At 68.1% G+C, this 24,251-nt stretch carries 22 protein-coding genes; 14 read left to right on the plus strand and 8 right to left on the minus strand.

Annotation, left to right across the window (positions count from 1 at the left end):
- Positions 1-259 precede the first annotated feature (259 nt).
- The 3 genes from QH195_RS32975 to QH195_RS32985 form a co-directional block, all read right to left on the minus strand.
- A complete protein-coding gene (locus QH195_RS32975) occupies positions 260-631 on the minus strand; it encodes a YciI family protein (protein ID WP_280421177.1) in 372 nt (123 codons plus the stop codon).
- A 214-nt stretch (positions 632-845) separates the two neighbouring features.
- Entirely contained in the window at positions 846-2,507 is a 1,662-nt protein-coding gene (locus QH195_RS32980; protein WP_280438270.1) for a TlrC/CarA/OleB/SrmB family ABC-F type ribosomal protection protein, read from the minus strand.
- Between the two features lie 275 nt (positions 2,508-2,782).
- Positions 2,783-3,703, minus strand: a complete 921-nt coding sequence (locus tag QH195_RS32985; RefSeq protein ID WP_280438271.1) for an NmrA family NAD(P)-binding protein — start codon at positions 3,701-3,703, stop codon at positions 2,783-2,785.
- Between the two features lie 104 nt (positions 3,704-3,807).
- On the opposite strand from QH195_RS32985, the gene QH195_RS32990 reads away from it, so the two are divergent.
- Positions 3,808-4,371 (plus strand): TetR/AcrR family transcriptional regulator, encoded by a 564-nt coding sequence (locus tag QH195_RS32990; RefSeq protein WP_280438272.1) that lies wholly within the window; start codon positions 3,808-3,810, stop codon positions 4,369-4,371.
- A 46-nt stretch (positions 4,372-4,417) separates the two neighbouring features.
- On the opposite strand, the gene QH195_RS32995 is transcribed toward QH195_RS32990, so the two are convergent.
- Both QH195_RS32995 and QH195_RS33000 read right to left on the minus strand, forming a co-directional pair.
- Positions 4,418-4,678 carry a hypothetical protein gene (locus QH195_RS32995; RefSeq protein WP_280438273.1) on the minus strand — a complete coding sequence of 87 codons (261 nt, stop codon included), beginning with the start codon at positions 4,676-4,678 and terminating at the stop codon, positions 4,418-4,420.
- Positions 4,679-4,812: 134 nt separating this feature from the next.
- Positions 4,813-5,028: a hypothetical protein gene (locus QH195_RS33000; RefSeq protein WP_280438274.1), complete on the minus strand. Its 216-nt coding sequence runs from the start codon at positions 5,026-5,028 to the stop codon at positions 4,813-4,815.
- A gap of 294 nt (positions 5,029-5,322) precedes the next feature.
- Between QH195_RS33000 and QH195_RS33005 the strand changes: the two genes are divergently transcribed.
- Entirely contained in the window at positions 5,323-5,682 is a 360-nt protein-coding gene (locus QH195_RS33005; RefSeq protein ID WP_280438275.1) for an ADP-ribosylation/crystallin J1, read from the plus strand.
- Between the two features lie 186 nt (positions 5,683-5,868).
- A complete protein-coding gene (locus tag QH195_RS33010; RefSeq protein ID WP_280419767.1) occupies positions 5,869-6,834 on the plus strand; it encodes a TauD/TfdA dioxygenase family protein in 966 nt (321 codons plus the stop codon).
- A gap of 70 nt (positions 6,835-6,904) precedes the next feature.
- On the opposite strand, the gene QH195_RS33015 is transcribed toward QH195_RS33010, so the two are convergent.
- Together QH195_RS33015 and QH195_RS33020 are read right to left on the minus strand one after the other, a co-directional pair.
- Positions 6,905-10,288, minus strand: a complete 3,384-nt coding sequence (locus tag QH195_RS33015) for an acetyl-CoA carboxylase family protein (protein WP_280438276.1) — start codon at positions 10,286-10,288, stop codon at positions 6,905-6,907.
- Positions 10,285-11,904 (minus strand): AMP-binding protein, encoded by a 1,620-nt coding sequence (locus QH195_RS33020; protein WP_280438277.1) that lies wholly within the window; start codon positions 11,902-11,904, stop codon positions 10,285-10,287. The genes QH195_RS33015 and QH195_RS33020 overlap by 4 nt, the downstream gene beginning before the upstream one ends.
- A gap of 21 nt (positions 11,905-11,925) precedes the next feature.
- Here QH195_RS33020 and QH195_RS33025 point away from each other — a divergent pair, with 21 nt between their 5' ends.
- From QH195_RS33025 to QH195_RS33065, 9 genes are all read left to right on the plus strand, one after another.
- A complete protein-coding gene (locus QH195_RS33025; RefSeq protein WP_280438278.1) occupies positions 11,926-12,519 on the plus strand; it encodes a TetR/AcrR family transcriptional regulator in 594 nt (197 codons plus the stop codon).
- A 99-nt stretch (positions 12,520-12,618) separates the two neighbouring features.
- Positions 12,619-13,302 (plus strand): TetR/AcrR family transcriptional regulator, encoded by a 684-nt coding sequence (locus tag QH195_RS33030; protein ID WP_280438279.1) that lies wholly within the window; start codon positions 12,619-12,621, stop codon positions 13,300-13,302.
- Positions 13,303-13,406: 104 nt separating this feature from the next.
- A complete protein-coding gene (locus QH195_RS33035; protein ID WP_280438280.1) occupies positions 13,407-14,609 on the plus strand; it encodes an ABC transporter substrate-binding protein in 1,203 nt (400 codons plus the stop codon).
- Positions 14,606-15,481 carry a branched-chain amino acid ABC transporter permease gene (locus tag QH195_RS33040; protein ID WP_280438281.1) on the plus strand — a complete coding sequence of 292 codons (876 nt, stop codon included), beginning with the start codon at positions 14,606-14,608 and terminating at the stop codon, positions 15,479-15,481. Before QH195_RS33035 ends, QH195_RS33040 begins: the two co-directional genes overlap by 4 nt.
- A complete protein-coding gene (locus QH195_RS33045) occupies positions 15,481-16,497 on the plus strand; it encodes a branched-chain amino acid ABC transporter permease (RefSeq protein ID WP_280438282.1) in 1,017 nt (338 codons plus the stop codon). Before QH195_RS33040 ends, QH195_RS33045 begins: the two co-directional genes overlap by 1 nt.
- A 5-nt stretch (positions 16,498-16,502) precedes the next feature.
- A complete protein-coding gene (locus QH195_RS33050) occupies positions 16,503-17,279 on the plus strand; it encodes an ABC transporter ATP-binding protein (protein ID WP_280419759.1) in 777 nt (258 codons plus the stop codon).
- The gene (locus QH195_RS33055) at positions 17,276-17,977 is read left to right on the plus strand and encodes an ABC transporter ATP-binding protein (RefSeq protein WP_280419758.1); all 702 of its coding nucleotides are present in this window, start codon (positions 17,276-17,278) and stop codon (positions 17,975-17,977) included. Before QH195_RS33050 ends, QH195_RS33055 begins: the two co-directional genes overlap by 4 nt.
- Entirely contained in the window at positions 17,977-19,602 is a 1,626-nt protein-coding gene (locus QH195_RS33060) for a class I adenylate-forming enzyme family protein (protein WP_280438283.1), read from the plus strand. Before QH195_RS33055 ends, QH195_RS33060 begins: the two co-directional genes overlap by 1 nt.
- On the plus strand, positions 19,577-20,425 hold the full coding sequence (locus QH195_RS33065; protein ID WP_280438284.1) for a mycofactocin-coupled SDR family oxidoreductase: 849 nt from the start codon (positions 19,577-19,579) through the stop codon (positions 20,423-20,425). The genes QH195_RS33060 and QH195_RS33065 overlap by 26 nt, the downstream gene beginning before the upstream one ends.
- Here the strand turns inward: QH195_RS33065 and QH195_RS33070 are convergent.
- Entirely contained in the window at positions 20,373-21,488 is a 1,116-nt protein-coding gene (locus QH195_RS33070) for an NAD(P)-dependent alcohol dehydrogenase (RefSeq protein WP_280438285.1), read from the minus strand. The genes QH195_RS33065 and QH195_RS33070 overlap by 53 nt on opposite strands.
- 91 nt (positions 21,489-21,579) lie before the next feature.
- Between QH195_RS33070 and QH195_RS33075 the strand changes: the two genes are divergently transcribed.
- Together QH195_RS33075 and QH195_RS33080 are read left to right on the plus strand one after the other, a co-directional pair.
- Complete coding sequence (locus tag QH195_RS33075) at positions 21,580-22,167, plus strand: TetR family transcriptional regulator (RefSeq protein ID WP_280438286.1); 588 nt, start codon at positions 21,580-21,582, stop codon at positions 22,165-22,167.
- A 100-nt stretch (positions 22,168-22,267) separates the two neighbouring features.
- Positions 22,268-23,815, plus strand: a complete 1,548-nt coding sequence (locus QH195_RS33080; protein WP_280438287.1) for a PucR family transcriptional regulator — start codon at positions 22,268-22,270, stop codon at positions 23,813-23,815.
- Positions 23,816-24,251: the final 436 nt, after the last annotated feature.

A 24,251-nucleotide genomic window follows, 5' to 3' on the forward strand; every position in this document is an offset into this window, starting at 1 on the left:
CGGTGGCGGAGGTCCTGGCCGCCTGACCCCGCCTCGGGTGCCGCCGGTTCATGGTTCACTCCGTGTGGTTCCAGGTGCCGGGACGGAGGCCGGGAACTGGTCGCCGAGGATGTGGCCACCCTGGCGTTCTAAGGCTCACCCGCTCAGTCTCGCTGGTTGGAAGAGGAGTCCATGCCAGCGTTGCTGGCAGCGAAGCCAGCCGGCGGGCGGTCGGCGGGGCGGGCGGGGGGGGGGCCGCCCACCCTCGCGTCGCTACGCTTCACGCCGTCCATTCTCCGGCGATACACGAGGTGGCCACGGGCCGCACCTCCAGCGTCGCGTAGGTCGCGGCCGGGCATTTCTCGGCCCAGCCGAGCGCGGCGTCCAGATCCGGGACATCGACGACGAACACCCCGGCCAGCGCCTCCTTCGTCGCGGCGAACGGGCCGTCCTGCACCTGCAATGTGCCCGAGCGCCTGCTCACGGTGGTCGTCGCGGCCTGCGGGAACAGGATATCGCCGCCGACGAGGACCCCGGCCTCCTGCAGAGCCCGCCCGTAGGCGTCGAATGCCCGCTGCATCTCCTCGATCGCCGCCGCGGGAATCTCGCCTTCGGCCGGTTCCTCGTTGTGGATCAGAAACGCGTATCGCATCGGTTTCTCCTTCTTCAGGGGCCGGACCCAGTATCCGTGCGTTCACCCTTGTGCAGAGATGACGATCGGATGCCGATCGAATCGACACTTCTGCGCGGAAAAATTTCACGGACCACAGTCCGTACCCACGGCCCTGCCCACCGACCGAAGCAGGGTCCGTCCGAGGTGATCTGGACGGACAACCCGATCGATTTCGCCATGATCCGCGCTCATCTCATGCGGTCCGGGCCAGCGAAACCTCGGGTGCCTCGACCTGGCGGATCACCCCGTCCCGGATATCTAGCCGCGTGCCCTGGAAACGCTCGCGTATCCGGCGATCGTGGGTGACCATCACCAGTGCGCCCCGATAGCCGGTGAGTGCCTCCTCGAGTTCTTCCACCAGCGCCGGGGACAGGTGGTTGGTCGGCTCGTCGAGCAGCAGCAGCTCGACCGGATCGCTCACCAGGCGTGCCAGTTCGATCCGCCGGCGCTGCCCATAGGACAGGTCGCCCACACGCAAACCGAGATCTTCCGGCCGGAACAACCCCAATCGCAGAAGCTCGTCGGCGTGTTCCTCCGGATGCCACGGGCGGCCGTGCGCGAACGCCCGCAGCACGGTTGTCTCCGGGGGCCAGGGCACCTCCTCCTGTCGTAGATGGCCCACGCGGCCGGGTACCCGCACCGAACCGCTGTCGGGTTCCAGTTCTCCGGCCAGCAACCGCAGCAGGGTGGTCTTGCCGGCACCGTTCGGGCCGGTGATCAGGAGTCGTGCACCGGCGGCGAGGGATATCTCGCCGACCTCGAGCCGGCCGTCTACCCGCACGCCCGTCAGCTCGGCCACCGGCCCCTCCGGAGCCTCGGCCCGGCCGTCGAGCTCCGGTGTGAAATTCAACGGGTCCGGCGGCGCGGCGACCGGGTTACCGGTGAGCCGCTCGAGACGTTCCTTGGCATTGCGGATCCGTCCGCGGGCCCCGTGGTCGCGACCGCGGGCCCGGAAAGGTCCAGCCGCGAACACCGCCAGCGGAAGTTTGCGTGGAATGGCTTCCAGCCGCGACACATTGGATTCCGCCAGGCGGCGATTGCGGGCCAGTTCCTCCTTCCACCGTCGATATTCTTCGGCCATCCGACGCCGTTGCGCCGCCTTGGCTCGCAGGTAGCCGTCGTACCCGTCGCCGAACCGGGCGACCTGTCCGTCCGCGACCTCGAGCACCACATCGGTGATGCGTTCGAGGAAGACCCGATCGTGCGTCACCGCGACGATGGTGCCGCGGTGGCCGCGCAGATATCGTTCGAGCCAGCCCACCGCGGCATCGTCGAGATCGTTGGTGGGTTCGTCGAGCAGCAGCAGTTCCGGCGCGGCCGCCAGGGTGGCGGCCAGCGCGAGCCTGGATCGTTGACCGCCCGACAGTGTGCCCAGCGGACGTTCCCGTACCAGGCCCGATAGCCCGAGCCCGGCCAGTGCGGTGTCCACGCGCTGGTCGGCCTGGTATCCACCGCGTGCTTCGAACCGCGCCAGCAATTCCGCATACCGGCGCAGCGCCGGTTCCAGCGGTTCCGCGCCGCCGAGTTCGGTTTCCGCGCTGCGAACCCGGTTTTCCAGGTCGCGGATATCGGCCAGCGCCAGGTCGATCGCGTCGGCGACGGTCGCGGTTTCCGGCAGGTCGAGCGATTGCGGCAGGTAACCGATCCCACCGGGCGCCGAGACGCAGACCTCGCCGTTGTCCGGCAGTTCCTGCCCGGCGAGCAATCTCAGCAGTGTCGATTTTCCGGAACCGTTGTCGCCCACGACGCCGACGGTTTCGCCGGGCCGGATCGCCAGCGAGACCCGGTCCAGAACGGTGCGGTCACCGTAGCGTTTGCTGATTTCGGAGAGGGTGAGTTGAGCAGCGGTAGGCATGAATCCTCCTGTTCTCGGCACGCGGCCGTGATCACGGAACCCACGCACGAAAAAGGAACCGGCCGGGCCGGAAGACGTGGTGGGTGAAGAACGCGGAGGCGCACTCGGCTGTGGAGTGGCACTCGACGCGTCGAGGGCGTGATTACAGGAAGAACAACAAAGTACCCATGAGGTGGATGACGTTATCGGCGAGAGAGCCGGTCTGTCAATCCCTGTTTGGGCGTACCTGCCCCGTAGGACGGTCGGGCGGGGAAGCCACCGCTGCGGCCGCGGGCCTATGAGCTTCGCATATGCCGATGCGTCCAACTCTCGAAGCTGGTGAGTGGAATCCCCAGAGCCTGGGCGAATTCCGGCCGGGCCGGCTGGCCTTCGACGTTCATGAACGCGTGGGAAGCACCCATCGGAGGCATACCCGCGGCCAATGCCTGCTCCTCGGTCATATCCGGAGCGGACAGCGGCGTACCGAGAGCGTCGGACAGAATCTCGGCGATTTCGGCCATCGACAGATAATCGCTCGCCAGCTCCAGTTCCAGCCGGTCGAATCGTTCCAGGTCGGTGAGGGCCGCGGCCGCCGCCCGCCCGATATCGGCTACCGCGGCGAGCGAGAGCCGCGTATCCGGTTTCAGCACGCTCACCAGTCCACCGGAAATTCCCCGGGGGAAAAGGAAAGCCATCTCAGGAAGGAAATTCTCCATGAAGAAGCCCGGTTTGAGAATTGTCCAATGGTCGAAACCGGCAGCGCGAACCTGCTCTTCGATGGCGTGCTTGGTGTCCAGCGAAGGGGCGACCGCCGCCCAGCGACCTTCCGCCCAGCCGGGAACAGCGGTATGCCGGCCCGCACCGGAGACCGACGTGTGCACGAACTGCGATACTCCGGCAGCTCGCGCGCCTTCCAGCAGATTGACGGCCTGGTCGTATTCTCCGGCGAAATCGAAGCCCGACGGGGTCAGCGGCGCCTGCTGTACCGAGAAGACCGAGCGAGTGCCCGCCGCGGCCCGGGTCGCGGAATCACGGTCGTGTAGATCTCCCGCGATCAGTTCGGCCCCCAGTGCGGCGACAGCACGGGCCGGCCCGGTGGCCGGATCGCGTACCAGAGCACGAACCGGAACGCCGGCCGCGAGCAGCGCGCGGGCAGTGGCACCACCCTGCCTGCCGGTGGCACCGGTCACGAGTACGGGTGCGGACTGTACGGACATCAGATCTCCTCCATCACAGCGGAACACTAAACGGCGGGGCCCGCCACTTAGCTTCCGATAGAATACGGCGGGCCCCGCCACTTAGCAATGCCGAGAGGAAAACGATGTCGGATCAGCAACGCGCCGACGCCAGGCGCAACTACGCGCGCATCCTCGCGGTCGCCGAGGCGGAGGTCGCCGCACACGGATCCGCGGCCTCGCTCGAGCAGATCGCCCGTACCGCGGGGGTCGGGTCGGCCACCGTGCGCCGGCACTTCCCCACCCGCCGCGCCCTACTGGAAGCGGTTTCCCACGAGCGGGTCGAGGTCCTGCGTACCCGTGCCGGCGAACTGACCGCCGCAGCCGACAGCGGTGCGGCACTCCTGGAATGGCTGAGCGATGTCGTGACGTACTGCGTCGAGGCCCGAGGTCTGGCGGCCGCCCTGTCCTACGACCTCGAGCCCGATTCGCTCCAGGAGAACTCCTGCGCGGCAACAATTCACGAGGCGGGCGACCCGCTCCTGCGTCGCGCGATCAGCGACGGAGCGGTCGTCCCGGACGTCACCGTCACCGAGTTGATCACGCTCATCATCGGCATCACCCTGGCCACCGAATCCCTCCCCGACCCCGCCGACCGCGCACACCGCCTGTTCCGGCTCGCCGTCGACGGATTGAGCCCGCGGCCCTGAACCCGCCCCACCGCCGGAACCCGCCGATCCTGCTCGGGCTCAGGGCTCAGCTCGACCGGCGTCGAACCTCCCGCGCGCACGCCCGCGAGAACTCCGCCGGATCGAATCCGAGTACCAGGCCGATCGCCTCGAGCGACCGGCGCGACAGCTTTCCGCCCCGTTCGGCATGCATGGTCGTCCCCGGCAGCAGGAACGCGGCATTGTCGAGCTCCAGGCAGGTGAGACCGGCCGCCCGTCGTTCCAGCGACAATTGTTCCCCGACCACCGGGCCGGCCTTCGCGAAGAGTTCCAGGTCGTCCATGTCCACGTTCTCAGTGTGGACCTGCAACCCCTCCGGCATCTCTCGTTTGCGGAGGATGCCGGAAACCGGCCTCCTCGCGCTCCGGACCGGCGGCCGACCGCGACAACCCCCACGCTCGAGCGGATCGGTGAGTGAGGCGGTCACCGCTCGGCTTCCAGCTGCGCTGCCAGGGCGGCTCGTTCGGCCCGGTGCCGGGCGAGCAACTCGGCACTGAAATCACCCCAGGCCGCGTCTTCCGCCTCCGACATGGGCAGATCATCACCCTCGAACTCCGGATGCCGGTCCAGGAATCGCTGGTACAGCTGCCCCATTTCCCGGCTGTGCCGGCGGTTGAGTTCGATCCGTCGCGGGTCCATCGGCTCACCGATCCTCGATGGGCCCGGCGCCGGCAGGTGCATCGTGTTACGGAAACCAGTTTCTCCGCTTCCCCGGTCGGCGCAGACGCGGAATTCGCAGATGCTAACCCACCCCCCGCCGCGCCTCTCACACAGTGCGGAACGGGTTCTCGCCGGTTCCCCGCCCTTCCGGGCGCGGCCGTCCGGTGCTGGTGCCGAACCGGGCGAAAACGCGTGGCAGTGACATCACGATGCCCGATAGGGTGCGGAGCCGGCGGAAACGAGCCGGCCGGCCGAGTTCGAGGAAGGTGCGCGGTGGTTCACAACGAGACGGTGGCAACGACAGTGCTGTGGCGACCGACCGGTCCGGAAGAACTGGAACTCATCCGCCGGTCCGGCTGGCGCGCATGGCCGCCGCGCCTCCCGGAGCAGCCGATCTTCTACCCCGTGCTCAACGAGGAGTACGCGATCAAGATCGCCCGCGAATGGAATGTGCCGCACAGCGGCGTCGGCTACGTCACCCGGTTTCGGGTGGAGTCGGACTTCGTCGCGCGCTACCCGGTCCAGCAGGCCGGTGGCGAGACAATCCTGGAATTGTGGGTTCCGGCCGAGGAACTGGATGACTTCAACGCGCATCTGGTGGGCCCGATCGAGGTCGTGCACGAATTCAGGTGAGCACGCTCTGTCCGGGAATCCGCACCTGTGCGGTCCCGTTCGTGGGGGCGAGTGAGCAAAGAATCGTCAGGATCGGATTCATTCTCGAATCGATACTGCCCGATTACTTTGACCATCGGCCCGTTTTCCTGCTCGACCCGATTCAGTGCAGGCGCCGCCCCACCGTCCGACCGTCAGGAGACCACCGTGACCACCACCGAGAGTCGTCCCGTCACCGCAGCCGATATCTATGCCGCCGGCGGTATCACCGTCACCAAACTGGGCGAGAACATCGGCGCGCTCATCGAGGGCGTCCACATCTCCGGCGAGATCAGTGGCGAGACCGCGTTCGCCATCCGGTACGCCCTGGCGGCCAACAAGGTGGTGGTTTTCCGCGGCCAGCATCATGTCGACGACGAGACGCAGTACCGCTTCGCCGCCACGCTCGGCACGCCGACCACCACCCATCCGACCTTGACCTCCGAGGACAACCGGACGCTGGTGATCGAGGGCGCGGCGAACAGCTGGCATACCGATGTCACTTTCATCGACCGTATCCCGAAGGCCTCCATCCTGCGCGCAGTGGATATTCCCCCCTACGGCGGCGCCACCACCTGGGCGTCCACCACGGCGGCCTACGATCAGCTACCCGAACCGCTCCGGGCATTGGTCGACAGGCTGTGGGCCGTGCACAGCAACGAATACGACTATGCCGGCGTCCACGCCGACCCCAAGGCTCGGGGTATCAGGACGGCGGACCATATGCAGAAGTTCACCCGTATCGTGTTCGAGACCGAGCATCCGGTGGTCCGCGTACATCCCGAGACGGGCGAGAGGTCGCTGCTGCTGGGCCATTTCGTCAAGAATTTCGTGGGCCTGAAGTCTTCGGAATCGGCGGCGCTGTTCCAGCTGCTGCAGGACCGCATCGTCCGCCCGGAGAACACCCTGCGCTGGGCTTGGACCCCCGGTGACCTGGTGATCTGGGACAACCGCGCCACCCAGCACTACGGCATCGCCGATTACGGCGACCACAAGCGCAGCGTGCACCGGGTGACCCTGGCCGGCGATATCCCGGTCTCGGTGAACAACGAGTCCAGCCGTATCCGCACCGGAGACGCATCGCATTTCTCCATCGTCGATCCCGTCGATCGTTTCCCCGGATTCGACGCCTGATCCATCCGCTGCCGGCGCCCACGACACAAGCCCCCGTCACGGCGTGATCGCCGTGGCCCGGCGGCGCCGGTCAGCCCGCGGCGGTCAGGGCGCGGAGCACGATGTCACGGGTGTCGGCGGGGTCGATCACATCGTCGATCTCGCCCACGGTGGCCACACTGAGGGCCTTACCGCGCTCGTAGAAGCCCGCCAGCAATTCTTCGTACCGGGCGCGGCGGGCTCCGGGGTCGGCGATGGCTTCGAGTTCCTTGCGGTAGCCCAGGCGCACCGCACCCTCGAGTCCCATGCCGCCGAATTCGCCTGTGGGCCAGGCGACGGTCAAGGTCGCGGCGTGCAGATCGCCGCCTGTCATCGCCATGGCACCGAGCCCGTACCCCTTCCGGAGAACCACTGCGACCAAGGGTGTCGTCAGCTGGGCTCCCGCCACGAACATCGCCCCGAAACGGCGGACGGTGGCGGTACGTTCGGCGTCCGGCCCGACCATGAAACCGGGCGTGTCGACCAGGGACACCACCGGCAGGCCTCGTTCGTCACAGAGCCGCAGGAAACGGGTCGCCTTATCGGCGGCGTCGCCGTCGATCGCCCCGCCGAGGTGACTCGGATCGTTGGCGAGCACTCCGACGGGCCGGCCCGCGAGCCGGGCGAAGGCGGTGACGATACCGGTGCCGAATCCGGCCCGGACCTCGAGAACACTGCCGATGTCGAATAGGGTGTCCAGTACCGGCCGGACCGCATAGACACGGACCCGGCTCTCCGGCACCAGATGCCGAAGCAGGCGCTGATCGGCGCAGTCGATCCGCTCGGCGGGTACACCCGTCACCGTGCGCAGATAGGTGCGAGCGGTAGCGACGGCAGCGGCCTCGTCCGGGACGAGGACATCGACCACCCCGTTGGGTACCTGCACCGACATCGGCCCGACATCCTGCGGCGCCACCACGCCCAGCCCCGCACCCTCGATCATTGCCGGACCGGACATTCCCAGACTGCTCCCCTCGGTCGCGATGATCAGATCGCAGGAGGCGGCCAGCGCGGCATTACCGGCGAAACAGTAACCCGCGACGATCGCGACGGTCGGCACCTTGCCCGAAAGCTCGGCCATGAGCCGGAAGGTCGGCACATCGAGCTGGGCGATCGCGGAGGTATCGGTATCGCCGGGCCGGCCGCCGCCGCCCTCGGCGAAAACCACCACCGGCAGTGATCGGCGCCGGGCGAGCTGGAGCAGCCGGTCGGTTTTCCGGTGATTGTGCACGCCCTGGGTGCCGGCGAGAACCGTGTAGTCGTAGGCCAGTACCGCCATAGGCACACCGTCGACGGCCGCGGTGCCGGTGATCAGGCCGTCTGCCGGAGTGGCGGTGATCAGGTCGGCGAGGTCGCGGCGGCGGCGTTGCGCGGCGATCACGTATCCGCCGTATTCGGTGAAACTCCCGGGATCCACCAGATCGGCGATGTTCTCCCGGGCGGTACGGAGTCCTTTGCCGTGCCGGCGCTGGACCGCGGCGGGGCGGGCCGCGTCCAGCGTGAGCTGTTCACGTTCATGGACTTCGGCCAGATCGGGCCGGATATGCGCCGGGTCGATATCGGCTGCCGCCGTGGTCTGTTCCCCGGCGGCGCCGGTACCGGTGAAGATCAGCAACGGATCTGCGGCGGCGACGGCATCTCCGGCCTTCACCAGAACCTCGTCCACGGTGCCCGGCCGATCGGCACGGACGACATGCTCCATCTTCATGGCTTCGAGAACCAGCAGCTCGGAACCGGCCACCACCTGATCACCGGGTGACACCGACACCTGCGCGACGACCCCTGGCTGACTTGCGAGGAGCGCATTCGCGGGAACGTCGTCACCGCCCGAACCGCCACCGGTGCGTCCATCCGATCGAACCCGATAGGCATGTTCCGCTGGATCGGCCTGTTCGCCGGTACCCGCGGGGTTGGCCCGGCGGCCCTCGGCGAAAGAGCCTGTGGGCTCACTCTTCCCGGCCCCACCGGCATTCTGCGGGTGTACGTTTCGCGGGTCCTGTCCGCCCGGCTCCGGCCGAACAGTACGTCCGGATCGGTCGCCGTCGTCCGCGCAGGCGGGACGCAGGTCCTGACCGGCTGCCTCCGCAGCAGTAACCAGGTCGGCGGTCCGGGTATCGACATACGCCGTATCGACCCCGCCCGTTATCAGCGCCGGTTCGGCCAGCAGCACACGCAGCAGCCCGATATTGGTGACGACACCGTCGAGGTCGAATTCGGCCAGCGCCCGGTCCGCCCGTCCGGCCACCGTATCGATGCTGCCGTGGACGATCACCTTGGCCAGTAGCGAGTCGTAGCGCGGGCTCATCGCGTAACCGGCGTAACCGTGGGTATCCACCCGGATTCCGTGTCCCGCCGGCGGCTGGAAACGGGTCAGTGTGCCCGTACCAGGGGCGACGGTGCCGTCGGCCCGCACGATTTCGGCATTGACCCGCACCTGCAGTGCGGTCCCACGGCTCGGTACGCCCTGGTCGAGGCCGAGTTCGGCGAGGGTCTTCCCCGCGGCGAGCTCCAACCCGATCTCGACCAGATCCAGCCCGGTGACTTCCTCGGTGACCGTATGTTCCACCTGAAGCCGAGGGTTGACCTCGAGGAAAACGAGTCCCTCACCCGTGACGAGGAATTCGACGGTCGCCAGCCCCCGGTACTGTCCCGTCAGGTCGGTTGCGGCCCGGTGCAGCGCCCCGCGGACCGTTTCGGGCACCGCGGGCGCCGGTGCGATCTCCACCAGCTTCTGCCGGCGTCGCTGCGCGCTGCAATCCCGGTCGCCCAGCGCGACGGCCCCGTGCCCGTCCCCGGCGACCTGCACTTCGATATGCCGCGCCCGGGTGAACAGCTGCTCGACATAGACAGTGCCGTCACCGAACGCCGACTCCGCTTCGGATGCGCTGCGGCGCAGTGCCTCGTCGAGTTCGGCGGGTTCGGTCACCGGCCGCATTCCCCGGCCGCCGCCACCGGACCGTGCCTTCACCATCACTGCCGCACCGGGTCCGAGACCGGCGAGGAAATCGTGCGCCTGCGCCGCGGCCGCGCCGGCCGGTACCGGGATGCCGAGCTCCGCCGCCCGGGCTCGGGCCGCGGTTTTGTCACCGAACAGTGCCAGCGCTTCCGCGTCGGGGCCGACGAACACCAACCCCGCCGCGGTGCACCGGCGTGCGAAAGCCGCATTCTCCGAGAGGAATCCATACCCCGGATGCACTCCCTCGCAACCTGTCCGCACGGCGGCGTCCACGATCGCGTCGATATCCAGGTATGCGGCGGGACCCGCGCCCGGCAGTTCGACCGCGACGTCCGCCCGGGAAACATGCAGGCTAGCCACATCGTCGACCGGATGCACGGCCACGGTTCGCATACCGAGCGCGGCGGCCGTGGCCATGATCCGGACGGCGATCTCGCCCCGGTTGGCGACCAGCAGCGTGGTGATCGGGCGCGCGGTCACCGGTCGGCCCTGCGCAGTACGATCCCCGCGGCCTCGCGGTCCCAGACACCGTCGTGCACACCGGCGTCCCGCAGCAGGTGTTTGTGCACCTTCTGCGTGGGTGTTTTCGGGAGTTCGGCACGGAATTCGAGGTAGCGCGGCACCATGAAATACGGCAGGTGGTCGACCAGGTAGCCGATGAGTTCCGCCGGATCGATGGTCACATCGTCCCGCGGCACCACGACCGCCTTGATCTCGTCCTCGGTCAGGTCGGAGGGCACGCCGACCACCGTGCTCTCGTACACCCCGGGATGGGTGTTGATCACGCGCTCCACCTCGAAACTCGAGATGTTCTCGCCGCGCCGGCGCAGGGCGTCCTTGATCCGGTCGCTGAAATAGAACCGGCCCTCGGCATCGGTGCGGAACGCGTCGCCGGTGTGCACCCAGCCGTCTACCAACGTCTCTGCCGTTTTGTCCGGCAGGTTGTGGTAGCCGCGCAGGACCGTCGACGGCTCGTCCGGACGGACCCACAGTTCACCGACCTCGCCGACCGCCACATTCTGCCCGGCCGAATCCACCAGCCGCAGTGTGAATCCGGGACGCGGGAACCCCGCGGCACCGCTTGCGACGGTCTCCGGTGGGCCGTTGAGCACCACACCGATCTCACTCATCCCGTACACCGAGGCCACCGCCACACCGAAACGCCGCCGGAAGCCGTCGATATCGCTGGCCAGCGGTGCCATCACGGCCAGTTCGAGGGGATTGTCGGCATCGTCGGGCTGCGGCGGGCATTGTTGTAGCAGTTCGGCCATCGCCCCGAGTGTCACGGTGACGGTGATGCCGTGTTCTCGAACGGTCGGCCAGAACTTGCTGACCGAGAATCCCGGTTCGACCACGCAGCGGGAGTCGTGGATCAGCGCCTGGTACACCCCGTACCACTGGCCCGCGAGGTGGAACAGCGGCAGGGTGACCAGTATCCGGTCGCCCGCGTGCGGACGCTGCTGATCCTCCCGCGAAGCGTAGGTGTAGGCGTGCGCGTGCGAAACCAGCACCCCCTTCGATACACCGGTGGTGCCGGAGGTGTACATGTACGCCATCAGGTCGGCGGGGTCCAGGCGTTGCGGCGCAATCGGTTTCGCGGTGGCGAGTTCGTCGAATCCGAGGACGCGGAACCTACCGCGCAACTCGTCGGCGGCCGCCGGATCACCGTGCACCACCAGGGTGCGCAATGCGGTGAGATCGTCGGCGATCCGCGCTACCCGTTCGACATAGCCGGCTTCGAGCACCAGCGCCGACGCGCCGGAGTCGTTGAGGATATGGCTCAGGAACGAACCCTTGTAGGCGGTGTTGACCGGCACTTCGACCATCCCGCCGAGGGAGGCACCGGTCCAGGCGTGTACCGCGTCGAGGGAATTGTCCAGCAGTAGTGCCACCGGTTGCTGCCGGCCTACTCCCGACTCGGTGAGGCCACCGGCGATATGCAAGGAGCGGGCGTAGCTCTCCGCCACGGTGTATCGGCCGTCCGGCCCGATCTGAGCGAGCTCATCGGGGATACGTTCCAGCACGTGTTCATACACCGCACTGATCGTCCGACGCTGGACGTCCGGTAGACCCATGGCACGATAGTTTACAGTCATGTCAAGTAGATGGAGGTGGATATGCGCGGAATCGGCGGCCGTACCCTCACCGAGCCCGAGAAACGCAATCTGTTGCTGGACTCCGCCGAACGCACGTTCTGCCGGCTCGGCTACACCCGCACGACCATCGCCGCCCTCGCCGACGAAGCAGGTGTCACCCGCCCGACCGTCTACGCCTACTTCCCGTCCAAGGACGATGTCTTCCGCGCCCTCGCCGAACGGGTTCGCGACGAATTCCTCGCCCTCCAGGAGGGCATCGCCGCACCTTCCCCCGGCGCCACCGGCCGCGCGGGAATCGTCGCCTACCTGCACGCCTACGTCCGGCACCGCGGAATGCTCACCGTCATCGGGCATCAGGCACTGTCCGATCCGGAGATGCGCGCGCTACACGCCGAGGTCCACGAACGCCCGACCCGGCGGCACGCCCGATTCCTGACCCGCCTGGCGGACCGGGGCGACGCCACGCTCGCCGCACCCGCGCACGCACTGGCCGAGATGGTGACCGGTATCGTCATGCGCTTCGCCGATCTCGCCGCCGACGATCCCGGCCGGCTTCCGGAACTGACCGGCGATCTCGTGGCCGCCTATCACCGCCTCACCGGCCTGCAAGCCTGAACCCACTCAGGCACGTACGGCGGCCGCAGCCCGCCGTACCGTCCCACTCCGACGGACGGCCGCTCGACAGTAGCGGCCCTCGACAGGAAGGATGAGCGGGTGGTCAGCCGCCGAGATCAGATCAAACGTGTTGCCGCCGGGCTCTTCGTCGAGAACGGAGTGGCGGGCACCAGCGTCCGGGATATCGCGGAGGGGGTCGGCATGTTGTCCGGCAGCCTCTATCACCATTTCCCGTCGAAGGACGCGATCGCGTTCGCGATACTCGACGATTTCCTGACCGACCTGAATTCCCGCTACCGCTCCGTACTACCCCATGTGAGCGGGATGCGCGAAGAACTGCGCGCGCTGGTCTATTCGTCGATCGAAATCGCCGAAATGCATCCGTACGCCACCGAGATCTACCAGAACGAGATGTCGTACCACGGGCCCGGCGCGCCCGAGGTGATCGCGGAGGCGGTGCGCACGGCGCATACGTTCTGGATCGACGCCGCCACCCGGGCAAGCGCGAACGGGGAACTACGTGCCGGACTGGACCCGGTCGATTTCGCGCGGATGCTGCGCGAAGGCGTGTGGTGGTCGATCCGGTACCACCGCGAACATCTGTCCGAGCGGCGCGACGAGGTGACCGACACCGTGGTGGCCGCCTTCGTCGACGGTGGCGCCGCCCCGGGTTCCCGCACGAACAGCGCACCGGCAGACGAAGAGCGCGCGATCACCGAACGCCTCGACCGCATCGAGCACCAGCTCGAGGAATTGACGAAAGCCCTGGTCGACCGACCGTGAACGAATTTCTCCGAGCAACCCGTTGACAGGATCAGTGGCACAGGACACACTCTCAAGCAGCCGCTTGGCAATAGCCAAGCGCTTGCTCGATTGGTGGTGGTCTCATGAGACGTACCCGGGTACTCGCCTGGGTGCTGGCCGCGGCATTGTTGCCGGCGGGATGTGCCCAGGTCCGTGAACCGGTGGACGATTACATCGTCATCGGGATGGACGAGGATTCGACCGGACCGGGAGCGTCGTATTCGACGATCGCCGGCGATACCGTCCGCGCCGCGGTGAACCGCCTCAACGCCGAGGGCGGGATCGGCGGTAAAGAGGTCCGGCTGGTGGTGGAGAACGACGAGAGCAGTCCGACGAATACGCCCTCCATCATCCGCAAACTCGTCGACCAGGGCGCCTCCGCGATCGTCCTCGCCACGGGTAGTGGATCGGCATTGCAGGCCAAACAGATTTCCCAGTCCACCGAGGTCGTCACCATCGCGCCCACCGCCCTGACCGATGCGGTCGCCGGGCCGCCGGGCAACGAATTCGCGTACATGGTCCCCAATCCGCTGGCCCAGTACGCCGACGTCTACTGCGGCGCGTTCGCGGCCCAGGGCAGGAAGCGACTCGGGGTGCTCGCCGATTCCAGCCCCGCGATCGCGGGAATCCTCGATACGCTCTATCCGAAACTACGCGAGTGCATCGATATCGTCGGCACCGCGAAAGCCGCCGTCGACACCGCCGACCTCACCGCCGGAGTGAGCCGGCTGCTCGACAGCGACCCGGATGTGGTGCTCGTCGCGAGTGTCGGCGGTAATTTCGAACTTCTCGCGCAGAACACGGTGCACCGGCTCGCGCCCCGGTTACAGCGTTTCTCGCTGGCCTCGATCGGGAACCAGCCCCAGTCCTGGAAACTCGCGGCCCCGGGTTCGCTCGACGGCCTCGTCTACATGGGCAGCCTCAGCGACGACAACCCCCGGACGGCGGAATTGCAGGAATGGCTGCGGACCGTCAAGGGACCGGACTACTCGCTGACCGCCTACGACGCGCAGGCCTACGACTCGGTGATGCTGCTGGCGCGGGCGATCGAACTCGCCGGAACCCATACCGATCGGCAGCGCCTCAACGAAGCGATGCAGCAGGTCCGCGATGTCCCGGCGAGCTTCGGGCAGGCACCACTGACGCTGTCGTTCGCGCCGGACGACCATATCGCCCCCGATTCGGCCTGCGGTCTGGTGCTCGTCGAATTCGGTCCCGGCAACGTACCCACCGGCCCCTGGCCGGAGTACCAGCCGGAATGCACGCCGAAGGGAGCCGGTCGATGACCGATCCGCAGTTGTGGCTGGCCGCTGTCGAAATCGGCTGCTTCTTCGCGCTCGTCGCCTTGTCGATCTATCTGGTCGTGGTGGGCGCTTCGTTCTTCAACTTCGCCGCGGGCCCGTACGCGATGGCCGCCGCGCTGCTGGCCGGTTACGCCGCCGCGCACTGGGGTGTGCCGATCCTGCTCGGTGCGATCCTGGGCATCGCGGTGGCAGTGGGGATATCGCTGGTCACCGAGATCGTGGTGGTCCGGCCGGTACAGCGCCGCTCCGGTGGGGCCGAACTACCCGCTCTGGTCGCGGTCACCGCGACCCTGTTCGCGATCCAGCAGCTGGCGGGCACGGTCTTCGGCCGGACCCCGGTGTCGGTGCCGAATCTGCTCGGCCTGCCCGACTTCCGCATCGGATCGGTGGGAGTGCAGGGTACGACGGCGACGATCATCCTGGTCACCGTGGTCGCGCTGGCCGCCACCGTGCTCTGGCTCCGGGCCACCGCCACGGGCCAGCTGTTGCGGGCGGTCGGCGACAACCACGAAGCGGCCCGGATGATCGGCGTGAACGTGAACCGGGTCCGATTGTGGGCCTTCGGCCTGTCCGGCGCCATCGCCGGAATCGCCGGGATCATCTTCGCGGCCAAATCCGGCGCCCAGTTCACCAGTGGATTGTCCTGGACGCTCACCGGGTTCCTCGCCCTGGTCGTCGGCGGCACCGGAAAGCCGTGGGCGCCCCTGGTCGGTGGCCTCGCACTCGGCTGGGTGCAGGTATTCGGCAGTTTCTATTTCGGTGCGACCGGTAGTTCGATCGCCATCTTCCTCGTCGCCCTCGTGTTCTTCGCCTTCCGGCCCGAAGGCCTGTTCCAACGAAAGGTGCGGGTGTGATGGCTGTAGTCACGACCACCGAGACCCCTACCCCGACCATCCGAACCGGTACCACCGCCGCGCGGACCGTACTCGGCGAACTGGGTATCTGCCTGGCCGTCCTCGCCGCGGTACTGCTCTGGATGGGTCCCAGCCTGTACCGGCAGGACCTGGTGTTCCTGGCAGCCACCTATGCGCTGGTGGCACTGGGTATGTATCTACCGTTCGTCCTGGCCGGTTCACTGTCCATGGCCTACAGCGCCTATGCGGCCATCGGCGCGTACGCGGTCGCGTACCTGTCGGTGAAACAAGGGCTTTCACCGTGGTGGGGCTGGCTCGCCGGCATGGTGATCGCCGCAGCGGTCGCTCTCGTCCTGGCGGTGGCGACCAGGAAGCTGTCCGGTTTCTACCTCGCCGCCGTAACCCTGCTGTTCGCCATCGCTTTCGAGCACTGGCTCGGCGACGCCACCTCGATCACCGGTGGATCTTCCGGAATCGCGAATATTCCGGTGCCGTCACTGTTCGGCTGGGAACCACCACGTTATGCCCAGGTGATGGCCGCGATCGTCTTCGTCTGCGCGGTCGCGGTGCTGATCGACCGGCTGCGCCGGTCGGCGTGGGGGCTGTCGCTGTCCGCGGCGCGGGAGAACGCACCGGCCGTGCAATCCGCCGGAATCTCGCCGACCCATCTGACCGTGGTGGCGCTGGCCGTCGGCGCGGCGATCGCATCCACCGGTGGCGCGCTGTTCACCGTATCGGTGCAGGCGGTGACGCCGGAAACCTTCGGCCTGGACCTGGTGTTCCTGGCGATCTTCATGCCGATCATCGGCGGCCGCGGATCGGCGTGGGGCGCTCCCCTCGGCGCACTGATCGTCGTGGGCGTCACGCTGAACATGCCCGGTTATCAGGGTTCGGGTGAACTGCTCCTGGCCGTGGTCGTCCTGTTGATCCTGTTGCTCGCGCCCGGCGGTGTGATCGGCTGGGCACACCGGATCCTCCAGCGACTCATACCGTCCCGGACCATGGACAGGAGGTGACAGCGATGGCATCCACAGCTCTGCTGTCCGTGACGGGGTTGACCAAACACTACGGCGGCGTCACCGCGGTCGACGACGTGAGTTTCGAGCTGCCCGCCGGTCGCGTGCTCGGCTTGGTGGGCCCCAACGGGGCGGGTAAGACCACCTTGGTCGACTGCATCGTGGGCACCCAGACCCCGGACGCGGGCACGGTCCGCGTCGACGGCCGTACCCTGCCGGACGGTCCCTCGGTGCGGGCGCGCGCCGGTCTGGCCCGCACCTTCCAGCATCCGCAACTGGCACTGGAACTGACCCCCGTCGAGAACATCGTGCCCGGAATCGTCGGCCGATCGATCGGTTCCTACGGCGCCTCACTGCGCGCCCTGCTGCGCGGGCTCGCGGGTACTCCCCGGACCGTGCTCGACCGTGCGGCGGAGGTGGCCGCGGAGTACGGGGTCACCACCGGCCGCGTTCCCACCGGAAGTCTCGGCCTGGGCTCTCAGCGCCTGGTCGAAATCGCCCGCGCGATGGCCGCCGAACCACGTGTGCTGCTGTTGGACGAGCCGTTCGCCGGATCCGATACCGAAGGTATCGCGGCGATCTCCCATGCCGTTCATCAGGTGCGGGCCGCCGGACATTCGGTGGTTCTGGTGGACCACAATGTCGACCTCATCGCCGAACTGGCCGATTCGGTGGTGCTGCTGGCCGACGGCGCGGTCGCATTCACCGGCAGCCCACAGGACTGTATGCGCAGCGCGGAAATGCAATCCGTGTACTTCGGTACCACCGAGGAGGCCCGATGATCAGCGCCCACGGACTCACCGTCCGCTACGGGAAGGCCGTCGCGGTCCGCGACGTGGCGTTCGAGGCCCGCACCGGGGAGGTCACGGCGGTGGTGGGGCCGAACGGGGCCGGTAAGTCGAGCCTGCTGTCGGCGGTGTTCGGCAGTACACCGGCCACCGGGACCGTCACCGTCGACGGGCAGGATCTCGGGGGCGCCCCGGCCCAGAAACGGTTGCGGACCGGAGTCGCCTTCGTCCCGCAGGGCCGGCAACTGTTCCCGCGCCTGACCGTGCGGGAGAACCTGGAGATCGGTGCCCGTCTGCTGGGCGCCCGCAACGACGTCCTCGAATCGGCGTTCGACCGCTTCCCGATCTTGCGAACCCGCGCAAAGCAATTCGCGGGGGTGCTGTCCGGCGGGGAACAGCAGATGCTGCTGCTGGCCCGGGCCCTGCTGGTGCCGCCGCGGGCGCTGCTGCTCGACGAGATGACCACCGGGCTGTCCCCGAAGATCGCCGGTGAACTGCTCGACCACGTCCGGGAACTGGCGGATTCGGGTATCACGGTGCTCGTCGCCGAACCGGCGCTGTACCGCGTGGCCCGGATCGTCGACCGCGGGTACGTCATGATCCGCGGCTCGCTCTCCGAACCGCAGGACACCACCGACGCACTCGATACCGCCTACCGGGCGTCCATGGGGATGCTCGAGAAAGCTCTGTGATGGAACCTGTTCCGCTAGCCGATATCGCCCCCGGATTCACCGCGGATCCCGAGGCCTACACCGAATACTCCGTCAGCGATCTCGTCCGCCGGTGGGGTGCCACCCGCGCGGGCGAACCCGCCTATATCAGTCCCGCCGGAGCCACCACCTGGGCCGAATACGATCGCCTCGCCGACCGCGTCTGCGCCGCGCTGCGTGCCCTCGGCGATATTCCGGCGGTCACGGTGTACCTGCCCGACACAGTGGAATTCCATGCCACGCTCGTCGGCGCGTACCGGGCCGGGGTTCTCGCCGTCGCCGTCGGGGCCCGTTCGGGGCCGGCGGAATTGGCTCATCTGATGTCGGCCTCGGGCTCCACCGTGCTGGTGACCGCGGGCGAGAACCGCGGTGTGCCGGTCACGGACCTGATTCAGGAGCTGCGGCTACGGGATACGACGCCGGAGCATCTGGTGGTGGTGGAGAAAGCGCAGGTCACCCTCGACGGTGCCCCGGCGCCGAGCCGCCACGGCCAGGACGGTCCCACGTTCTCGGTGGACGATATCTGCTTGCTCAACAGCACATCCGGCACCACCGGGCGGCCGAAGCTGGTCATGCAGACCCAGCGCCGGTGGAGCACATTCGCCGCGATCGCCTGCCGTAACGCCGATATGGGGCCGGCGGAGGTGGTCGCCGCGTTCGTTCCCGCGCCGTTCGGGTTCGGACTGTGGACCTCCCATTTCCTGCCCGCACTGCTCGGCCGGCCGGCCTTGGTGATGAGCCGGTTCGATCCGGTGGTCGCGATCGATCTGATGGCCGAACACCGTGCCACGATCCTCGCCTGTGTGAGCACCCAGTTCCGGATGATGCTGCAGACGCCGGACCGGGAACTGTCCCGCGCCGGCGCCTTACGCGCCATGTTCACCGGCGGTGAGGCCGTGCCCTACGCCGAGGCGAAACGTTTCGAGGAAGCCACCGGAGCGCTGGTCCTGCAGTTCTACGGCTCCAACGAAACCGGCGCGGCGAGCGGCACCACCGTGTACGACGACGAGGAAACCCGGCTGGGCACGGGCGGGCGCCTGATTCCGGAGATGAACGTCCGCATTCTCGACGACGGAACGAACGAGGGCGGACCGGGTATCCGGCGCGGACAGCCCGCGGTACGGGGACCGCTCATGTCCCCCGGATACTGGAACGACGAGGCCGCGAACACCGAACTGTTCACCGGCGACGGCTGGATCCGGCTCGGTGACATCGTAGAGGTCGACGAGAACGATCGGCTGCGCGTGGTGGGCCGGCTGGCGGATCTGATCATCCGCGGTGGGAAGAACATCTCGGCGCTCGAAGTGGAGGATTTCATCCGCGAGCATCCGTCGGTGGAGATGGTCGCGGCGGTCGGGGTACCCGACCCGCTGTTCGGTGAACGGCTCTGCGCCGCCGTCACTCTGGCTCCGGATGCGGGGCAGCTGACGCTCGCGGAGCTCAACTCCTGGTTACGCGACCAGGGCATCACCCGGGAGTACCTGCCGGAACGGCTGCGGGTGCTCGAACGGATGCCCTTGGCACCAGGCGGAAAAATCGCCAAAGCGGAGGTCAAGCAGATGGTCGAGAGGAGTGTGGACGATGCGGCCGGACAACACCAAGGGTGAGCTCGACGGTCGCACCGCCGTCGTCACGGGCGCAGCGCGGGGCCAGGGCCGCGCCGTCGCGTGGGCGCTCGCACGCCGCGGCGCGACCGTATGGCTCACCGACCTGTGCGCGGCCAGCGATACCGCTCCGTATTCCCTGGCCACTCCCGAGGACCTCGCCGAAACAGCCCGCCTGATCGAAGCGGACGGCGGGTCCTGCCACACCGCCGTGCTCGACGTCCGGGACGCCGCGGCCGTCACGGCTTTCGCCGACTCCGTGGCTGCACAGTCAGGCCGGATCGACATCCTCGTCACGTGCGCGGGAATCGTCGGCTTCGCACCCGTCACCGAACTCACCGATGCCATGTGGTCGGATATGCTCGCCACCAACCTGACCGGCACATTCCACTGCGTGCGCGCGGTGCTGCCCCATATGACCGGCGGGTGGGGCCGGATCGTCGCCATCTCGTCGATGAGCGGGCGGCAGGGCACACCGAATCTCGCGCACTACTCGGCGTCGAAATGGGGGGTGATCGGCCTCGTCAAATCCGTCGCCCTCGAATACGCGGAAACCGGTGTCACCGCAAATGTCGTATGCCCCACCAATGTCGATACTCCGATGCTGCACAACCCCGCCCTGTATTCCCTGTTCGCCCCCGACCTGGACAATCCTGACCGGGAGGAAGTCGAGCCCCGTTACGCGCGGATGAGTCCGATGCGGATCCCGTGGTGTCCCCCGGAGGCGATCGCCGACGCGGTCGATCATCTCGTCGGTGAAACCGGGCGCTACATCACGGGATCGGTGCTCGACGTGGGTCTCGGTGGGACTGCCCGGATGCCGTGAGCGCCGCCGGTCGGGTTGGTGACCGGTCCAGGTCGGAGAGATCGAGCACGAAGCGGTAGCGGATGTCGTTGCGTTCGAGCCGTTCGAGGGCTTCGTTCACCCGTGCCGACGCCAGGACTTCGACCTGGGCGGTGATCCGGTGGCGGGCGCAGAACTCCAGGAGCGCGGTGGTGGCGGGCCGGCCACCACTGCCGGCCGAACCGAGCTTCTTGCGGCCGATGAGCAGGTCGGTGGTCTGCACGGTGACCGGGCCCAGATATCCGACCTGACTGAGTGTCCCGTCCAAAGCCACAAGCCGCAGGTATGGCCCGAGGTCGTGCGGGACGGCGATCGTATCGACAACGACGTCGAACCTGTCTCCGGCGGCGCTCATCGCGGCATCGTCGGTGGAGACCAGGAACTCGTGGGCACCGAGCCGGTGGGCATCGGCGGCCTTGTCCCGGGATCGGCTGACCACCGCGGTTTCGGCGCCCAGCGCGCCGGACAGTTGGACCGCCAGATGTCCCAGGCCGCCCAGCCCGACCACCGCGACACGGGTGCCCGGCCCGACGCCGAGCGCGCGTAGCGGTTCCCAGACGGTGATCCCGGCACACAGCAAGGGAGCCGCACCGGCGGGGTCGAGACCTTCGGGCAGGTGGTAGGCGAATCGGTCGCGGACCACGTATTCACGGGAGTAGGCACCCAAGGTGGCCGAGCCGTCGTGCCGGTCGGTGCCGCCGTAGGTGAGGGTGGGGAATTCACGGCAGAAATTCTCCTGACCCGCGCGGCACATGGCGCAGTCCCCGCAGGAATCGACGATATTGCCGACCGCCACCGGATCGCCGATATCGAATCCGGTGGCCTCGCTGCCGACTTCTGTTACCACGCCGGTGAATTCGTGTCCCGGTACGAGTACGGGGTCCCGCCCGCCGCGGTAACCGCGGACGGCATGGAGATCGGTGTGGCAGACGCCGCAATAGTCCACTCGCACCGCGATATCGTCCGGTCGCAGAGTGCGGCGCGGGACCGGCGCTCGCCGTAACGTCGCGGCATCCACTGCTCGCCAGCCGACCGTTGTTCTCATGCCCAACTCCTTAAACAGACTATTCTGTCTATTGAGCGTAGCCCGGTATCCGCCATCGGTAAACAGACTGTTCTGTTGTAAGTTGGGTGCCATGACCGACAGGCCCCTGACCGCCCGCGGCGCCGCCACCCGCGAACGCATTCTCGAAGCGGCGACCCGGGAGTTCGCCGCGCACGGTATCGCCGGGGCCCGTATCGAACGGATCGTGGCGGACGCGCGCACCAACAAAGCGCAGCTCTACGGCTATTTCGGCAGCAAGGAAGGCCTGTTCGACGCCATCTTCACCGGTTCACTGGAGCGGATCGTGAACGTCGTCCCCATCGATGCGACCGATCTCGCGGACTGGGCCGTGCGCTTGTACGACGAATACCTCCGCCGCCCCGACCTGATCCGGCTCGCTACCTGGGCCCGCCTGGAGCGGCGGCCCACCGGGCACCTGGTCGACGATGCCGACCGGCTCGACGATCACAAACTGCGCGCCATCGCCGACGCGCAGACCGCAGGCTATGTCTGCCCCGGCGACCCTTTCGACGTGATGGCGCTGGTGATCTCGATGTCGATGGCATGGTCCCCGGTCAGCAACGTCTACGCCGCCACCGCGGAGGAGTCGCGGGAGACGCACGAGCGGCGCCGGGCGCTGCTGCGCGAAACCGTCCGCCGCGCCGTGATGACGGCTTGACCTCATTTCCGCAGTACACGTTCGCCGGTAGCGGCGTCGCGCCGCTGCGGGACGAAGGCCGGCGTTACCGTGACGGAACCAGTGTGGACAGGAGTCGTTCATGGTCCGGTTGGATCATCTCGTCAACGTGCTCGGCGGGTACGGCGTGCGGTTACGCTGCTGCCCGGTATCGCGGGCGACCATGATCCGCAGCGTCGCGATGCACGATGCGACCGGGTCGGAGGCCGCGCCCGGGGACATCTTCCTCGCTGTCGGCGCCGCCTCCGTGAGTGCGGCGGTGCTGGCGGCGCGGGCCGCGAAAGCGGTCGCGGTGCTGGTACGCGGCGGCGCGGACGCCGAACGGGAGGCCGCCGCTATCGGGCCCGGCGGTGGGGTCGCGGTGCTGGTGGTGGATCCCGCGGTGTCGTGGAGTCAGCTCGCAGGTGTGGTGTACGGGCTGGTGCTGGAAGGCCGCGAAACCGCGTCCGGCCGCGGTCCCACCGACCTCTTCGCGCTGGCGGACAGTCTGGCGGACGCGGTCGACGGGGCGGTGACGATCGAGGATCCGCTGTCCCGGGTCATGGCACACTCCACTCTGCACGGCGGTGCCGACCAAGCGCTGGCCGAGACCGTGCTGCTTCGGCAGCAGCCCGTTGCGCTGCGGGAACTGTTCGAATCGCGTGGTGTGCACACGCATCTGCTGAAATCCGACGAACCGCTGTTCGTCGAGCCGGATACCGGGGCCGGGCTCGACGGGCGGATGGTGGTCGCGGTGCGCGTGGGTCGGGAACTACTGGGGTCGGTGTGGGTGGCCTGCCCGGAGCCGCTGCCCGCGGCCCGGCGGGCCGCGCTCACCGCCGGAGCCCATACGGTGGCCCTGCACCTACTGCGGTCGCGCGCCAGCGCGGACCTGGAGCGTCAGGTGGAATCCGAACTGGTGATCCGGCTGCTGGAGGGTAGTCCCGACGCCGCGACCGTGGTCGGCCGGCTGGGTTTGGCGCCGGCACCGTTGCGGGTGGTCGCGGTGCGCGCCCAGATCGCGGCGGAACGTCACGCCGGGCTACTGCTCGCCTTCGAACAGGCCACCTTCGGTTTCGGCTGGTCCCGTCCGGGTCGCAGCACACTGTCGGACAACACCGTCTACACGATCCTGCCCGGCGAACACGTCCGCACCGCCCGCGACTGGGTCGCCGCCCTGCGGGCCGCGCTCCCCGCCCGCGTCACGCTGTCGGCCGGAATCGGCGGACCGGCCACTGCCACCGACCTGCCCGCATCCCGGCAAGAGGCGGACGAATGCCTGGCATTGCACGAACATGAGCCGACCGATAGCGCCGCTCCCGCCTACGACGACTCCTGGGGCGAGATCCTGCTGCAACGATTGCGTACCGCCGCGCGGACCGGCCGGATACCGGCCCGCGGACCGGTAGCCGAGCTGCGCCGGTACGACAGCACGCACGCCACGGCCTACGTCGCGACCTTGCGCGCATGGCTCGATGCCCAGGGCGACCTCGCCGAAGCCGCCGCCCGGCTCGGCGTCCACCCGAACACCGTCCGCAACCGGCTGCGGAAGATGCGCGAAGTCGCCGTCCTCGATCTGGAGGATGCCCGCACTCGCCTCGCGATGACGATCGACCTCGCCGCGTTCGGCGACGACCGTTCCACGTTGTAGAAATCGAACAACCATCGGGACCAAAACTGTGTAGCCGGGACATGCGCCCCGGCCCCCGCCGGGTCATCATGGCTGTAAAGCGCATCGTTCTGGAGGTGAGCATGGCGCGCGTAACGAGTCGGCTCGACCGTGAACGAGCAGCACGGCGCCGGGCGGTGAACCCGGCACCCGGCTGAGCCCTTCGGCCATTTCCCCCATCCGTGGAGCCGGTGTCAGCAGAACCCGGCTCCACGGAGTTATGGCCGGGGGGGGGGGGGGGGGGGGCGGCCCCCCCCCCCCCCCCCGGGCGCCCCCCCGGCCCCCCCCGCCGCCAGACCCCCGGGGCGCGGGGTGCGGCGGCCCCCGGCCCCACGGATGGGGGAAATGGCCGAAGGGCTCAGCCGGGTGCCGGGTTCACCGCCCGGCGCCGTGCTGCTCGTTCACGGTCGAGCCGACT

Source organism: Nocardia carnea (genome assembly GCF_029868855.1).
Classification (GTDB): Bacteria; Actinomycetota; Actinomycetes; order Mycobacteriales; family Mycobacteriaceae; genus Nocardia; species Nocardia carnea_A.

Excerpts from the sequence above, each read along its gene's own strand:
- QH195_RS32975 (WP_280421177.1), bottom strand. The coding sequence starts at position 631 with ATGCGATACGCGTTTCTGATCCACAACGAGGAACCGGCCGAAGGCGAG.
- QH195_RS32980 (WP_280438270.1), bottom strand. The coding sequence starts at position 2,507 with ATGCCTACCGCTGCTCAACTCACCCTCTCCGAAATCAGCAAACGCTAC.
- QH195_RS32985 (WP_280438271.1), bottom strand. The coding sequence starts at position 3,703 with ATGTCCGTACAGTCCGCACCCGTACTCGTGACCGGTGCCACCGGCAGG.
- QH195_RS32990 (WP_280438272.1), top strand. The coding sequence starts at position 3,808 with ATGTCGGATCAGCAACGCGCCGACGCCAGGCGCAACTACGCGCGCATC.
- QH195_RS33000 (WP_280438274.1), bottom strand. The coding sequence starts at position 5,028 with ATGGACCCGCGACGGATCGAACTCAACCGCCGGCACAGCCGGGAAATG.
- QH195_RS33020 (WP_280438277.1), bottom strand. The coding sequence starts at position 11,904 with ATGACTGTAAACTATCGTGCCATGGGTCTACCGGACGTCCAGCGTCGG.
- QH195_RS33025 (WP_280438278.1), top strand. The coding sequence starts at position 11,926 with ATGCGCGGAATCGGCGGCCGTACCCTCACCGAGCCCGAGAAACGCAAT.
- QH195_RS33035 (WP_280438280.1), top strand. The coding sequence starts at position 13,407 with ATGAGACGTACCCGGGTACTCGCCTGGGTGCTGGCCGCGGCATTGTTG.
- QH195_RS33040 (WP_280438281.1), top strand. The coding sequence starts at position 14,606 with ATGACCGATCCGCAGTTGTGGCTGGCCGCTGTCGAAATCGGCTGCTTC.
- QH195_RS33045 (WP_280438282.1), top strand. The coding sequence starts at position 15,481 with ATGGCTGTAGTCACGACCACCGAGACCCCTACCCCGACCATCCGAACC.
- QH195_RS33050 (WP_280419759.1), top strand. The coding sequence starts at position 16,503 with ATGGCATCCACAGCTCTGCTGTCCGTGACGGGGTTGACCAAACACTAC.
- QH195_RS33055 (WP_280419758.1), top strand. The coding sequence starts at position 17,276 with ATGATCAGCGCCCACGGACTCACCGTCCGCTACGGGAAGGCCGTCGCG.
- QH195_RS33060 (WP_280438283.1), top strand. The coding sequence starts at position 17,977 with ATGGAACCTGTTCCGCTAGCCGATATCGCCCCCGGATTCACCGCGGAT.
- QH195_RS33065 (WP_280438284.1), top strand. The coding sequence starts at position 19,577 with ATGCGGCCGGACAACACCAAGGGTGAGCTCGACGGTCGCACCGCCGTC.
- QH195_RS33070 (WP_280438285.1), bottom strand. The coding sequence starts at position 21,488 with ATGAGAACAACGGTCGGCTGGCGAGCAGTGGATGCCGCGACGTTACGG.
- QH195_RS33075 (WP_280438286.1), top strand. The coding sequence starts at position 21,580 with ATGACCGACAGGCCCCTGACCGCCCGCGGCGCCGCCACCCGCGAACGC.
- QH195_RS33080 (WP_280438287.1), top strand. The coding sequence starts at position 22,268 with ATGGTCCGGTTGGATCATCTCGTCAACGTGCTCGGCGGGTACGGCGTG.